Source organism: Nocardia sp. JCM 34519.1 (genome assembly GCF_020361265.1).
In the GTDB taxonomy this organism is placed as follows: domain Bacteria; phylum Actinomycetota; class Actinomycetes; order Mycobacteriales; family Mycobacteriaceae; genus Nocardia; species Nocardia arthritidis_A.
The window spans coordinates 25,392-38,978 of record NZ_JAIRBR010000005.1; the positions used below are offsets into that span (position 1 = coordinate 25,392).

General features: G+C 65.5%; 12 protein-coding genes. 7 read left to right on the forward strand and 5 right to left on the reverse strand.

Annotated features, from left to right (window positions below; all coding sequences use genetic code 11):
- Window position 1: 1 nt before the first annotated feature.
- The 5 genes from ispG to LGY53_RS14725 form a co-directional block, all read right to left on the reverse strand.
- Window positions 2–1,120, reverse strand: coding sequence for a flavodoxin-dependent (E)-4-hydroxy-3-methylbut-2-enyl-diphosphate synthase (gene ispG / locus LGY53_RS14705; protein WP_225727247.1), 1,119 nt, complete (start codon window positions 1,118–1,120; stop codon window positions 2–4).
- A complete protein-coding gene (locus LGY53_RS14710; RefSeq protein ID WP_225727248.1) occupies window positions 1,117–2,958 on the reverse strand; it encodes a 1-deoxy-D-xylulose-5-phosphate synthase in 1,842 nt (613 codons plus the stop codon). The genes ispG and LGY53_RS14710 overlap by 4 nt, the downstream gene beginning before the upstream one ends.
- Window positions 2,955–3,902: a 4-hydroxy-3-methylbut-2-enyl diphosphate reductase gene (ispH, locus tag LGY53_RS14715; protein ID WP_225727249.1), complete on the reverse strand. Its 948-nt coding sequence runs from the start codon at window positions 3,900–3,902 to the stop codon at window positions 2,955–2,957. The genes LGY53_RS14710 and ispH overlap by 4 nt, the downstream gene beginning before the upstream one ends.
- A 25-nt stretch (window positions 3,903–3,927) precedes the next feature.
- Complete coding sequence (locus LGY53_RS14720; RefSeq protein WP_374111183.1) at window positions 3,928–5,355, reverse strand: family 2B encapsulin nanocompartment shell protein; 1,428 nt, start codon at window positions 5,353–5,355, stop codon at window positions 3,928–3,930.
- Window positions 5,356–5,433: 78 nt separating this feature from the next.
- Window positions 5,434–6,561: a polyprenyl synthetase family protein gene (locus LGY53_RS14725; protein WP_308102892.1), complete on the reverse strand. Its 1,128-nt coding sequence runs from the start codon at window positions 6,559–6,561 to the stop codon at window positions 5,434–5,436.
- A 336-nt stretch (window positions 6,562–6,897) separates the two neighbouring features.
- Between LGY53_RS14725 and LGY53_RS14730 the strand changes: the two genes are divergently transcribed.
- The 7 genes from LGY53_RS14730 (at window position 6,898) to LGY53_RS14760 (ending at window position 13,447) form a co-directional block, all read left to right on the forward strand.
- Window positions 6,898–7,857, forward strand: coding sequence for a helix-turn-helix domain-containing protein (locus LGY53_RS14730; RefSeq protein WP_225727250.1), 960 nt, complete (start codon window positions 6,898–6,900; stop codon window positions 7,855–7,857).
- 668 nt (window positions 7,858–8,525) lie between these two features.
- Window positions 8,526–9,347 carry a class I SAM-dependent methyltransferase gene (locus tag LGY53_RS14735; RefSeq protein WP_225727251.1) on the forward strand — a complete coding sequence of 274 codons (822 nt, stop codon included), beginning with the start codon at window positions 8,526–8,528 and terminating at the stop codon, window positions 9,345–9,347.
- Between the two features lie 105 nt (window positions 9,348–9,452).
- Window positions 9,453–10,385, forward strand: coding sequence for a metal ABC transporter solute-binding protein, Zn/Mn family (locus LGY53_RS14740; protein WP_225727252.1), 933 nt, complete (start codon window positions 9,453–9,455; stop codon window positions 10,383–10,385).
- Window positions 10,386–10,394: 9 nt separating this feature from the next.
- On the forward strand, window positions 10,395–11,288 hold the full coding sequence (locus tag LGY53_RS14745) for a metal ABC transporter ATP-binding protein (RefSeq protein WP_225727253.1): 894 nt from the start codon (window positions 10,395–10,397) through the stop codon (window positions 11,286–11,288).
- Entirely contained in the window at window positions 11,285–12,181 is an 897-nt protein-coding gene (locus tag LGY53_RS14750; protein ID WP_225727254.1) for a metal ABC transporter permease, read from the forward strand. Before LGY53_RS14745 ends, LGY53_RS14750 begins: the two co-directional genes overlap by 4 nt.
- Window positions 12,178–13,047: a metal ABC transporter permease gene (locus LGY53_RS14755; RefSeq protein ID WP_225727255.1), complete on the forward strand. Its 870-nt coding sequence runs from the start codon at window positions 12,178–12,180 to the stop codon at window positions 13,045–13,047. Before LGY53_RS14750 ends, LGY53_RS14755 begins: the two co-directional genes overlap by 4 nt.
- Window positions 13,019–13,447, forward strand: coding sequence for a Fur family transcriptional regulator (locus LGY53_RS14760; protein ID WP_225727256.1), 429 nt, complete (start codon window positions 13,019–13,021; stop codon window positions 13,445–13,447). Before LGY53_RS14755 ends, LGY53_RS14760 begins: the two co-directional genes overlap by 29 nt.
- Window positions 13,448–13,587 lie beyond the last annotated feature (140 nt).

The window sequence follows — 13,587 nt, forward strand, 5'->3', positions numbered from 1 at the left end:
GTTATGAATGTTGTTCCTGCTGAGTGTGTTCGGTCAGGGCGAGCGCTTCCTCGAGCAGTGCGTCGACGATGCGGTCTTCGGGAACGGTGCGAACAACCGTGCCCTGGACGAAGATCTGTCCCTTGCCGTTTCCCGAGGACACGCCCAGGTCGGCTTCACGGGCTTCGCCGGGACCATTGACCACGCACCCCATGACCGCGATCCGCAGCGGGTGCGGGAAGTCTTCGAAGGCGGCTTCGACGCGGGCGGCGAGCCGGTGGATGTCGACTTGTACGCGTCCACAGCCGGGGCAGGACACGATTTCCAATGCGCGCGGGCGCAGTCCCAGCGACTGCAAGATGTGGTTGCCCACCTTGACCTGTTCGACCGGGGGCTCGGAGATCGAGACTCGGATGGTGTCGCCGATGCCTTCGGTGAGCAGCACTCCCAGGGCGACCGCCGATTTGATGGTGCCCCGCAGCAGCGGTCCGGCCTCGGTGACGCCGAGGTGGATCGGATAGTCGCAGCGCTGCGCGAGCAGCCGGTTCGCGGCGATCATGGTGCGCGGATCATGGTGTTTGACAGCGATTTTCAGGTCGCGGAAGCCGTGTTCCTCGAATAGTGCCGCTTCATGCAGGGCGGAATCCACGAGCGCCTCGGCGGTCGGGCCGCCGTGGCGGGCCAGCATGCGTGGATCGAGGGATCCAGCGTTGACGCCCACTCGGATCGGTGTTCCGGCCGCGGCCGCGGCGCGGGCGATCTCGCCGACCCGGTCGTCGAATTCCCGGATATTGCCTGGATTCACGCGTACCGCTGCGCAGCCTGCGTCGATGGCGGCGAAGACGTAGCGCGGCTGGAAGTGGATGTCGGCGATGACCGGTAGCGGTGATTTGGTCACGATCGTGGTCAGTGCGGCGGCGTCGTCGGGGGTGGGTACCGCGACGCGGACGATATCGCAGCCCGCAGCGGTCACTGCGGCGATCTGCTGGAGCGTGGCGTCGATATCGGCGGTGCGGGTGGTGGTCATGGTCTGCACCGAGATCGGGGCGCCACCACCGACAGGCACCGAGCCGATGGTCAGCCGCCGCGACACGCGACGTGCGGGCAGGGCGAGCGCCAATTCGGGGAGACTGACGGTCATGATGCGCCCTCCTGTTCGTGCGCGAGTTCGCGGTAGGCCGACACCACGGAGTCGGCGATTCCTTCTCCTGTCAGCCCTGCCTCGGCGAGGAGTGCGCCACGCTCGCCGTGTCCGAGGAATCGGTGTGCCAGACCGAGTCCGCGTACCGGGATGCGTGCACCCGCGTCGGTGAGCGCACGTTGCAGCGCGCAGGCGACGCCGCCGGCTGCGGTGTTGTCCTCGGCGACCGCGATCATCCGGTAGCGCAGGCAGGCTCCGATCATCAGATCCGACACCGGTAGTACCCAGCGGGGATCGATGACGGTGGTGCCGATGCCGTGCTCGTCCAGTCGCCGCGCCGCCTCGAGGCACTCGCTGGCCAGGGGCCCGATACCTACCAGCAGGACGTCCCAGCGCGTGTCGCGGTGGAGCAGATCGATACCCTGAAATCGTTCGAGTGCGGTGATGTCCGGGCCGGCGGAGGCTTTCGGAAACCGCACGGCGGTCGGGCCGCTGTCGTCGGCGACGGCCTCGGCCAGCAGCTCGCGGAGACGAGTGGTGTCTCGTGGTGCGGCCACGCGCAGGCCGGGCACCACGCCGAGCAGGGTGAGGTCCCACATTCCGTGGTGGCTCGGCCCGTCCGGGCCGGTGACTCCGGCGCGGTCGAGGACAAAGGTAACCGGTAGCCGGTGCAAGGCCACGTCGAGGAGCACTTGGTCGAACGCGCGGTTGAGGAAGGTCGAGTAGACCGCCACCACCGGGTGCAGGCCCGCGGTGGCGAGTCCGGCCGCGCTGGCCACCGCGTGCTGTTCGGCGATGCCGACATCGAAGCAGCGCTGGGGGAATCGCTTCGCGAATCGGGCCAGTCCGGTGGGTCCGGGCATCGCGGCAGTGATGGCCACGACATCGGTTCGGCGGCTACCGATGTCGACCAGGGTGTCGGCGAACACCTGCGTCCAGGCTTGCGGCGCCGGTGGGGTACCGGGGGAGCGTCGGGCTCCTGTCGTGTGCATGCGCTCGGGATCCGCGCACGCCGGCGGGTAGCCCCGGCCCTTGACAGTGATCACGTGCACGACCACTGGCCGTCGCAGCGCGCGTGCTCTGCGTAGCGCGGATTCGAGGGCGGAGAAGTCGTGTCCGTCCACCGGCCCGATGTAAACGAGCCCGAGATCCTCGAAGACCGTGGGTAGTGCCGGTGTGGCTACTCCTGTGGGCCGGTCGGTGCGAAGGCGATGCAGGTGTGCGGCCAGCGCACCCTCGGTCGGTGCATAGGAGTGCCCATTGTCGTTGAGTACGACGATAACCGGGCGCTTCGGTGCGGCGCCGATATTGTTCAGCGCCTCGAACGCCAGACCGCCGGTGAGGGCCCCGTCACCGACGACCGCGACGACCGCACGATCGTCCTGCTCTTGCAGGGCGTGGGCTTTGGCGATGCCGTCGGCATAGCTGAGCGCGGTCGAGGCGTGACTGTTCTCGATGACGTCGTGTGGTGACTCATCGCGGTTCGGATAGCCGGACAGCCCGCCGGATTGACGCAAAGTCTGCGCGAACGAGGGCCCGCGCCCGGTCAGGATTTTGTGCACGTAGGTCTGATGACCGGTGTCGAACAACAAGGTATCGCGCGGCGAATCGAACACCCGATGCAACGCGATGGTCAGTTCGACCACGCCCAGATTGGGGCCAAGATGCCCGCCCACCGTCAACACGGTGTCCAGGAGCAATGTTCGAATCGCCGCGGCCAGTTGCGGCAGTTGATCGACAGGCAGTAATCGCAACTCCTCAGGTGAGTCGACGACCTGTTTCGCTGGATCGCCTGTGACACAGGCGATCTCGATGGTCAGCGGTGTGGAGACGGTCATGATCGCCTCCGCACCGCTGATGGTGCCGCGAAAACGAGGTTCTCGGTGGCGGTGACGATCTCTTCGACGGTGAGCGGACCGCGGCGCCGCAACGCGTCGATCACCTCGTGCACCAGCGTGGACGGCGCCGATGCACCGGCGGAGAGTCCGATGACTTCGGCGTCGTCGATCCACGCGTCCTCGATTGCGGAGGCGTCGTCGATGAGATGGGCCGGGATGCCGTGGCGGTGGGCCACATCGACCATTCGCTGGGAGTTGGAGGAATTGGCCGAGCCCACCACCAGGACGACATCGCTGCGAGCGGCGACGGCCTCCACTGCCCGTTGGCGATTTGTGCTCGCGTAGCAGATATCGTCGGTCGCCGGGCCCCGCAGCTGCGGGAAACGGTGTCGCAGAGCCGTTATCGTTGCTTCGGTTTCCTCGAGCGAGAGAGTTGTCTGCGTCAAATAGGACACCTTGTGGTCGTCGGCCACCTCGAGTGCGGTGGCCGCGGCGGGACTGTCGATGATCACCGTCGCGGCCGGGGCTTCACCGAAGGTGCCGTCGACTTCCTCGTGTCCGGCGTGGCCGATCAGAACGATCGTGTCGCCGCGGGCGGCGAAGCGGCGTGCTTCGGTGTGCACCTTCGTGACCAGCGGGCAGGTGGCGTCGACGACGGTCAGGTTTCGCTCGCGTGCCCGCGCACGCACGGCGGGCGAGACGCCATGGGCGGAGAAGACCACGGTGGCTCCGACGGGTACGTCGTCGAGCTCGTCGACGAACATCGCACCGCGGGCGGCCAAGTGGTTGATCACATGGGTGTTGTGGACGATCTGTTTGCGAACGTAGACCGGTGCGCACCGGCCCGGTGCGTTCAAGAGCCGCTCGACGGTCTCGATGGCCCGCTCCACGCCGGCGCAGAAGGATCGTGGCGCTGCGAGCAGCACTGTCCGGTGGCTGAACATCGTTGCCTCCTGGCGGATTCGGCTGCTATCGGCGTGGGGCGGCGACGTTGACGTGTTCCATGATTCCTACGGCGTCGGGAACCAGGATTGCCACGGAGAAGTAGGCGGTGATCAGGTAGGACATGATGGCGTGCTCGTCGACGCCCATGAACCGCACATTCAGGCCCGGGTCGACCTGATCGGGAATGAGAGCCGGGCGCAATCCCACGACACCCTGGTTGTCCTCCCCGGTGCGCATGGCGATGATCGAGGTGGTCTGGGTGTCGGTGACGGGGATTTTCGGCAGCGGGAACAACGGAACTCCGCGCCAGGACACCATGCGCCGGCCGCCCACATCGGTCATTTCCGGGACCAGTCCGCGACAATTGCATTCGCGGGCGAATGCCGCGATGGCTTTGGGGTGTGCGAACAGTAAGTTGGTGCCGCGCCGCATCGACAGCAATTCATCCATGTCGTCGGGGGTCGGCGGCCCGGAGTGCGTGGCGCAGCGCTGGTCGTAGCTGGCGTTGTAGAGCAATCCGAATTCGCGATTGTTGACCAGTTCCCACTCCTGCTTCTCGCGGATCTCCTCGATCGTCAAGCGCAGTTGGTGTTCGACCTGGTTCATCGGGTCGTTGAACAGATCCGCCACCCGAGTGTGCACCCGCAGAACGGTTTGTGCCAAAGACAATTCGTATTCGCGGGGGCTCAGCTCGTAATCCACGTATGTGCCCGGGATCGAGGGCTCGCCCTGGTGCCCGGAGGAGAGGTCGATGACAGCCTCACCCTTGGAGTTGACCCGCCGGTTGGCATTCGACATGAATGCCGCCAGATGATCGCGAAGACTGGCCGACTGCTCACACAGTTCGGTGTACGCGCTCCACGGCAGTACCAGCAGGGTGCCCGATGTAGCGGCTCGCACACTGGCAGTCCACAGTGGATCGGTCTGCAGCACGGCCTCGTCACCGAGATGGTCGCCATCGGTCAATACTCCGAGCAACTCGGCATCGCCGTAACTGCCGGTTGTGATCCGTTCGAGGCGCCCGTGCGCGAGGAGAAACAACTCTTGTACCGGCTGTCCCTCTTCGACAATCGTGTCGCCTGCGGCGAATTCGCGTGGCTCCAGCAGCTGCGCAATGCGATCGAGAACGTCCATGTCCTGGTAGCCGTGCAGGATCGGGATCTCGCTGAGTGTTTCCGGAACGACCCGGACGTCGGCTCCGGTCTGGATGAAGGAGACCCGCCCCCGGCCGCGTCGCAGCGTGAGCCGGCGGTTGACCCGATAGGTGCCGCTGGTCACTGACACCCATGGCAGCTCGCGCAGCAGCCAGCGCGAGGTGACACCGGCCATCTGTGGCGGAGTTTTGGTGGTCGTGGCGAGATTGCGGGCGGCGCTGGTGCTGAGCGACAGCTGTAGGGCTTGCTCGGGGGGAAGGTCGGGCTGCTGGGTGGCGGTGTCCGGCTGTGCGGTCATGGTATTGGCCTTTCAGGTTGCGGGGATGGAGGTTTTGTCTGCCGTAGGTGTGATCGAGTGCGCAATGTGGGTGGTGCGTTACAGATTTCGGTGACCGACGAGTCGAGCCAGCGCTTCGAGATCGGCGCTCGCCAGTTGTGCAGGAAGGCCGCGCAGGGCGTTTTCGATTCGCTGATCGGCTTGTCTCTGTGTCCAGCCACGTGCGCCGGCCGCTTCGATCAGCTTCGCGGCATGGGCGATCTCGTTCGAGGACAACGGATCTGAGCGAAGATAGAGCTGATTCAGTTCCGCGGCGGCCGTGGTGCCCGACCGCAGTGCGGCGACGACGGGGAGGGTGTACTTTCGGCGGGCCAGATCCTCGGCGGGTTTGCCGCTGACCGTCGGATCTCCCCAGATACCGTGGAGATCGTCGATGAGTTGGAAGGCCAGACCGAGTTCACGCCCGAACCTGTCCATCAACGTCACGGTCGCTTCATCCGCGCCGGCGCACAATGCCCCGAGCGTGCAGGCGCAGCCCATCAATGCTCCGGTCTTGCCCATCGCCGTACGCTCGCAGTCTTCGATCGTGGGCTGCCGCTCGTGGACGGCTGCGCAGTCTTCGTGCTGTCCGCGGCAGAGTTCGATCACCGTTGATTCGAGCCGGTCGAGCGCTGGGCCGACGACGACGGCCGGAAGCCGCGCGGCCAGCACTTCAGCTGCCAAGGCGTGCAAAGCATCCCCGAGCAGGACAGCAGCGGGCAATCCCCACATCGCCCATACAGTCGGTCGGCCACGACGGGTGGCATCGCCGTCCATCACATCGTCGTGAATCAGGGTGAAGTTGTGGATCAGCTCGGCCGCCACCGCGGCAGGTGTAGCCGACTCGGGTGTGCCTCCGCACGCCATGCAGGCGCCCATCGCCAGCCCTGGCCGCAAAAGCTTTCCCGCCCTTCCCGGTACGGGTTCGCCGTGCACATCCCACCAACCGAAGTGGTAACCGGCCATTCGTAGTAAGGGCTCTGGCAGGGAATCCGCAGCCGCCCGTAAACCAAGTTCTGCAGTTGTTCGGGCATACGCAAGAATCTCGGAAGGCCGGTGATTGATGGGGGAAGAAACAATCTTCGTAGTTGAGGTCATCGCATTACTTCTTTCCCTGTCGGAGAGACGAATTCGATACTGCGCGGGGCTCCGAGAGACTCGACACCCAACTGGTCTTTTGCGACACATACACGGGGGAACCGCTGGGCCCGTGTGCTCATCCAGACCGGGCGTTATGCATGATCGTGAAGCACGGCTGGTACGGCCCGGTCATCTCGCACTGCGTCCGAATCCTCGGACCACCGATCCGTCGTAACCGAAACCATTGCCACAATTGATATTTGATCCAAGACTCGCACGGTGACATAGATCGGCCCTTTGACTGCCTGGAATTTGCGTTAAACTGGAAGCTATCGGGTTCGCCGACGACCAAATCGACTCGTTGTGCACGTCGCTGGTCCATTGGTGCAACAAGCCGACCGAATCGTTAGTGCGGCAACGCAATTACCTCTCGGAAGGAACGAGATGGCAATTGTGCTCGATACAGATACAGTCGAAGAGGGTCTCCGGGCGGAGCTGATGGCGGAGGCCATCGTGCAGACCCATGCGCCTTCGCGGATCGCATTCCCCGACGCCGGGCGCGCCGTGCACGGTCGCATCGAAGCTTGGCGGTTGGGTAGTGCGGATCTGGTCAGCATCCGTAGCGCGGGATACCGGGGCGAGCGCACACCGCGGCTGATCAGGGTGTCACCGGCATCGTCGTTGCTGCTCGTCGTCTCGCCGACCAGCACTGTGCAATGGACGTTGGACGGCGATCAGCAGTGGATCGAGCCCGCACACGTCTATGTGGTCGACTTGAATCAGCCTTTCGAGGTCGACTGGTGTGGCGGTGAAGCGTTCACCTTGCTGGTTCCGCTGGATTCGCTCGGTGTTTCGGTGGAGACCATCCGTCGGGCGGTGGGGCCGCTGTCGGTCAGCCCGATTCAGTCGTTGGTTGCGAGCAGTATCGCGTTGATGGCCCGTTCGGCCGATGCCCTCGAAACCGATCCCGCCGCAACGGAACTCGGCGAGGCCTGTATAGATTTGGTGCGGGCGCTGCTGACTTCCGACGCGGTTCGCAACGGGGACGGGACGCGGTTGCCCGCCGATATCCTGGTCCTGCAGATTCGCGAGTACATCGACCGGCACCTGGCCGATCCGGACCTTTCTCCTGGTCGGATCGCCCGCGCGCACCATATCTCGCTGCGCTATCTGTACAAGCTGTGTGCCGACGCGAATTTCAGTCTGCACCAATGGATTATCGACCAACGCCTCCAGCGTGTCCGCCGTGAGCTCATCAGCCCGCAGCACCAGCATCGGCCCATCGCGGTCATTGCGCAGCAGTACGGATTCCGCGACGCCTCGCACTTCACCCGCCGCTTCCGTGTCACCTTCGGTATGACGCCACGTGAATGGCGGCAGACCGCGCAGGGCGCGAAGCTGTGACGACGATCTCGCGCACCTGGTGGGGTCGCCGAGTCGATGAATTTACCTGCAGGGCCTTGGTCGCGGGGACCCGGCCGACCTCCTGTCCGGTATCGAGACATCGTCCTGCGGCATCGACCACGAGCCGCTGCGCCGCCCGAGCTCAGCCGGACTGGACTCGGGTGGCACAAGATGACAGAGCGCATCCGACAGGCGCCGTTGCCTGCCGGATCCGATATGGCTGATCGTTGCGTGGCTTGACGTCGGTGGCGAGTCGTGCAACAGCTCAAACCGTAGTGGCCGGGTGAAGTCGGCGATGGAACGCACGTGCACGCCGCTAGTCGTATAGTGCATACCTGCCCAGGCGGCTGGCGGAACATCGACAGAAGTCCGGCGAGTGGGCTGATCGGATCTGGCAGGAACGACGATCTACGCGAGATCATCGGAGATGTCTCGTTGCCGTGTGGGGTTCGGCCTGCTCGATCCATTCAACCGACTTGACCGCGTGCGCGAGCACCGCAACCGCGCTGAACCATAGCCTCGTACTGTTAACTCAGAGCGTCGATGCCGGTGAGTTCGGCGGACAGCCGCCAAAGGCGGGACCTTTCGGGCTCCATAAAAAGCCTTGTCGCGACCGGTGGCTTGCCGAGTACCCTTATTGAAAATCTATACCAATAAGGAGTTCGGGTATGGCGAGCGATGCCGCACAGCTGGGCGAGATTCAGGAAACGCTGCTCATTCCGCTCTATGGCAGGGCCGTCGAGACCGGCAGGCCCCGTCCGATTCTGCGTGATCCCAAGGCCGTGGAGATGGTCCGGGCCATCGATTACGACTTCAGCCGATTCGACGGCGGGCGCAGTCTGTTCGGAACCGTGGTGCGCACCAGCATCATCGACGCGTGGGTGCTCGATTTCCTGGAGCGGCACCCCGATGGCATGGTCGTCGAGATCGGGGCCGGGCTGAATACGCGGTTCGAGCGGGTCGACAACGGCCGCCTGCACTGGGTCGACCTCGACCTGCCCGATGCCATGGCGCTGCGCTCGGAGTTCTTCGCCGAATCCGATCGGCGGCGCATGATCGCGGCGTCGGTTTTGGACGACAGCTGGATCGAAACGGTGAAAACCCTTCCGGGACCGTACTTCTTCATCTCGGAGGGGGTGCTCGTCTATCTGGAGGAGCCTCAGGTCCGGCGCGCTCTCACGCTCATCGCGGAGAACTTTCCCGGCGCGGATCTCGCGATGGACACGATCGGCCGCTGGATGATCGACCATCAGGACAGCCACGACGCCCTCGGAAAGGTGTCGGCTCGGATGCGTTGGGCCTGTGACGATCCTGCGGAGGTCGAAGGCTGGGAGCCCGGCTGGCGACTGCTGGTCTCGGGTGATCTGTCCCGTTTGCCGGCCCGCATGCGCGATCGGGTGTCATTGCCGCAGCGTATCGGCCTGCGAGCCGCCGGCCTGATATTCCGCCAGCGGTTCGGGCACTACCGGCTCAATCACTATCGGGCGTGAGGTCTTCGTCGACGCCGGTGCGGATTCTCGACTGGTACGCCAGCGGCCGGTCTGTTACCTTGATAGAAATGGTTTTCAGTTTCAAGATCCGATGAGGGTTGCAGGGTGGCTGGTTCGGTTTTCGGTAAACGCGTGATGGTGGCGGCGGTGTGCGCGTCGGCACTGGCAGCGGGGGTGACGGCGTGCAGCACGTCGTCCAACTCGCCGGAGTCCTCGGGCGGCAAGCTCGAGGTGGTGGCGACGATCAACGCCTGGGGCAGCATCGCGGCCCAGTTGGGCGGTGACAAGGTGCACGAGACCAGCATCATCGCCAATCCGGCGACCGATCCACACGATTACGAGCCGTCGCCGGCCGATGCGCGCACGGTGGCGGATGCGAAGGTGTTCATCGGCAACGGAATCGGCTACGACGCGTGGGCGGACAAGTTGCTGGCGGCCAATCCGGGCAAGGATCGGCTCGAGCTCACCGTCGGCAAGCAACTCGGTGTGCCCGATGACGGGAATCCGCACCAGTGGTACTCGCCCGACTCGGTCGCCAAGATCGTCGACGCGATCACCGCCGACTACAAGAAGGCCGATCCGGCCGACGCCGCGTACTTCGACGATCAGCGCGGCAAATTCGTCGGCACCGCGCTCGCCAAATATAAGGGTCTGATCTCCGATATCAAGACCAAGTACGCGGGCACCCCGGTCGGGGCGAGCGAATCGATCTTCTCGCCGCTGTCGGATGCGTTGGGGCTCAACCTCATTACTCCCGCATCGTTCTTGAAGGCGATCAGTGAGGGCACCGATCCCTCGCCCGCCGACAAGGCGGCCATCGATCAGCAGATCGCGACCAAGGCGCTGAAGGTCTACATCTACAACAGTCAGAACAGCACCCCGGATGTGCAAGCCCAGGTGGACGCGGCCAAGAAGCAGGGCATCGAGGTCTCCACGGTGACCGAGACCCTTGCCCCGGCCGACGCGACGTTCCAGGATTGGCAGTCCGGCCAGTTGCAGGCGTTGGCAGACGCGCTGCACAGGGCGACCGGCAAGTAGATGACCGACATGGAGACGAGGGTCGCGATGAACGAGATCGCGGCCCGCCCGCCGGTCCGGTCCTCTGTGGTCCGTATGCGGGGGGCCGCGGCGGTGGTCGGTGGCAAGCGAATCTGGTCCGAGGTGTCCCTGGAGGTGGAACCCGGGCAGTTCGTCGCCGTACTCGGTCCCAACGGCGCCGGGAAATCCACACTGCTGAAGGCGATTCTCGGATTGACGCCCATGGTGGCGGGCACGATCGAGGTGCTGGGCGGCAAGCCGGGCCGCCGCAACGCCGGTATCGGATATCTGCCGCAGCGGCGGGCCTTCGACGCGAGCGTGCGCATCCGCGGCATCGACATCGTGCGGTTGGGTCTGGACGGGGCACGCTGGGGCACGCCGATCCCCTGGCTATCGAAACTGCTTGCGCCGCAACGATTCAGGGCTCAGCAGCGCCGCCTGCGCGAGGTGATCGAGGTGGTAGGCGCGAATGCGTACGCCCACCGGCCGATCGGTGCGTGCTCCGGCGGTGAGCAGCAGCGACTGCTGATCGCCCAGGCGCTGGTCCGCCACCCGCGCCTGCTGCTGCTCGACGAACCGCTGGACAGCCTCGACGTACCCAGCCAGGCCGGAATCAGTGCCTTGATTCGCGACATCTGCCGCAGCGAAGGGGTGACGGTGCTGATGGTCGCCCATGACGTGAACCCGATCCTGCCCTACCTCGACCGCCTCGTATATGTTGCGCGCGGAACGGTTTTGAGCGGTCCGCCCGAGGAAGTGATCAGCGGCGAGCGGCTCAGCGCGCTGTACGGCATCCCGATCGAGGTGTTGCGCGACAGCACAGGCCGCCTGGTGGTGGTCGGCCAACCCGATGTCCCGGCAGGCCATGATCTGTCGGATCCCGTTGCGAGGCAGGACCGATGAATCCGGTAGCCACTTGGAATGTGGCGCAGGACGTGCGGGAGATGCTGTCCTATCCGTTCATGGTGAACGCGGTGCGCGCGGGCAGCATCGTCGCGATCGTGGCCGGAGCCGTCGGCTGGGTCATGGTGCTGCGCCGGGAAAGCTTCGCGGGGCACACCATGGCGGTGGTCGGGTTTCCCGGTGCCGCGGCGGCTACCTGGCTCGGATTATCTACCGGCGCAGGGTATTTCGCGGCGTGCGCCGGCGCGGCCTTCATCATCGCGGCGCTACCGGGCACGACCCGGTCACGCGGCGGCGAGCGGTCGGCGGTCATCGGCGTCGTGCAGGCCTTCGCGCTGGCGGCCGGGATGCTGTTCGTGAGTCTCTACAAGGGCTTTCTGTCGGGCCTGACGAATCTGCTGTTCGGCACCATCGCCGGTGTCACCGACGCGCAGGTCACCATGCTGCTCATCGCCGCCGTACCGTGCGTACTGGTGCTCGTACTGCTGGGCAGGCCACTGTTGTGGGCCTCGATCGATGCGGAAGCTGCTGCCGCGCAAGGGGTTCCGGTGCGGCTTGTCGGGGCGATATTCCTGGTGCTGCTCGGTGTCGCGGCGGCGGGCACCAGTCAGGTCACCGGCAGCCTGCTGGTTTTCGCACTGCTGGTGGCCCCGGCAGCTGCGGCGCACCAGCTCACCGGACATCCGGGCATCGGCGTCGCGGCCGCGATCGGGATCGCGCTCGCCGTGACATGGGCGGGTATGGCCTTCGCGTACTACTCGCCGTATCCGATCGGATTCTGGGTCAGCACTTTCGCTTTCGGCTGCTACCTGCTGTGCGCGGGTGTGCGGCGAGTGCTCGATCGGCGGGCGCCGGACCCAGCCGTCGGGCGGGGCGCGGAGGTGACGGCATGACCGCTGTCACCACCATGCTCGCGCACCCGTTCATCGATCATGCGCTGATCGCGGGCACCGCCGTGGCCATCCTGTGCGGGCTGGCGGGCTATTTCGTCGTGCAGCGCGGCGAGGTCTTCGCCGGAGACGCACTGGGCCATGTCGCATACACCGGCGCGATGGTGGCGCTGGCGGCCGGAATCAGTCCGCACGCAGGGCTTTTCGCCGCCACGATGGTCGCGGGTCTGATACTCGGATTCGGTGGTGCGCGCGGCGGCGTCGACGATGTGGCGATCGGCTCGTTCTTCTCCTGGGCGTTGGGTCTGGGTGTGCTGTTCCTGACCTACTACACCACCCACCGCAGCGGCGGTAACGGCAATGCGAACGCAAATGTGCTGTTCGGCAGCATCTTCGGGATCAGCGCCTCGGCCGCGGTGACGGCCGCGCTGATCGCGCTCGGGGCCGTCGCGGTGCTGCTCGGGATCGCACGGCCGCTGCTGTTCGCCACCATCGATCCCGCGGTGGCCCGGGCGGCGGGTGTTCCGGTGCGGCTGCTGGGGGCGGTGTTTCTGGCCCTGGTCGGCGCGACCGTTGCCGAGGCGACCCAATTGGTCGGTGCGGTAGTGGTTCTCGGCCTGCTCGCCGCGCCGCCGGCCGCCGCCGCCCGCCTGACCGATCGCCCATGGCCCGCATTCTGGCTATCCGCGCTGCTGGCCACCGCGGCCGTATGGGCGGGTGTCACGCTCTCCTATGCGATTCCGGCGGCTCCGGCCGGTTTCACCATTACCACCGTCGCCGCGTCCTGCTACCTCGCCGCACTCGTCTTCGACCGATTCCGACGATACCGAGTTGGAGCCCATGCCGTCCCAGGACATTCGATCCCCTGAACCCAGGCACCGGCGCTCGACGCCGCGGCAGCGCGCATTGCTGGATCTGCTGCGGCGCACCGATCGTTTCCGCAGTGCCCAGCAATTGCACGCCGAATTGCTTGCCACCGTGCGGGTCGGGCTGACCAGCGTCTACCGCATCCTGCATCAGTTCGCCGAGCAGCAGGTGGTCGAGACCCAGCGTGCCGAGGACGGCGAATTGCTCTACCGGCTGAACGACAGCACCGGCCACCACCACAACCTGCTGTGTCGAATCTGCGGTCGCGCAGAGCAATTCACCCTCGACGCGCTCGAGGACCACACCGAACATGTTGCGCACCGATACCGTTACACCGACCTGAACCATCAGCTCGACCTCTACGGAACCTGTCCTGACTGTGCAGCGGTGCACCGTGATTGATCGGGTGAGTCGGGTCTGAGCGGTGTGGCGCAACAGATTTCGCTGGTTCGGCAGTGCGCGGCTCCGGTATGCGGGCGTCCCTCAACGGGCGCGCCGACCCTCGGGCGCGGCGACCACCGAATCGCAACCTCACAGGCAGA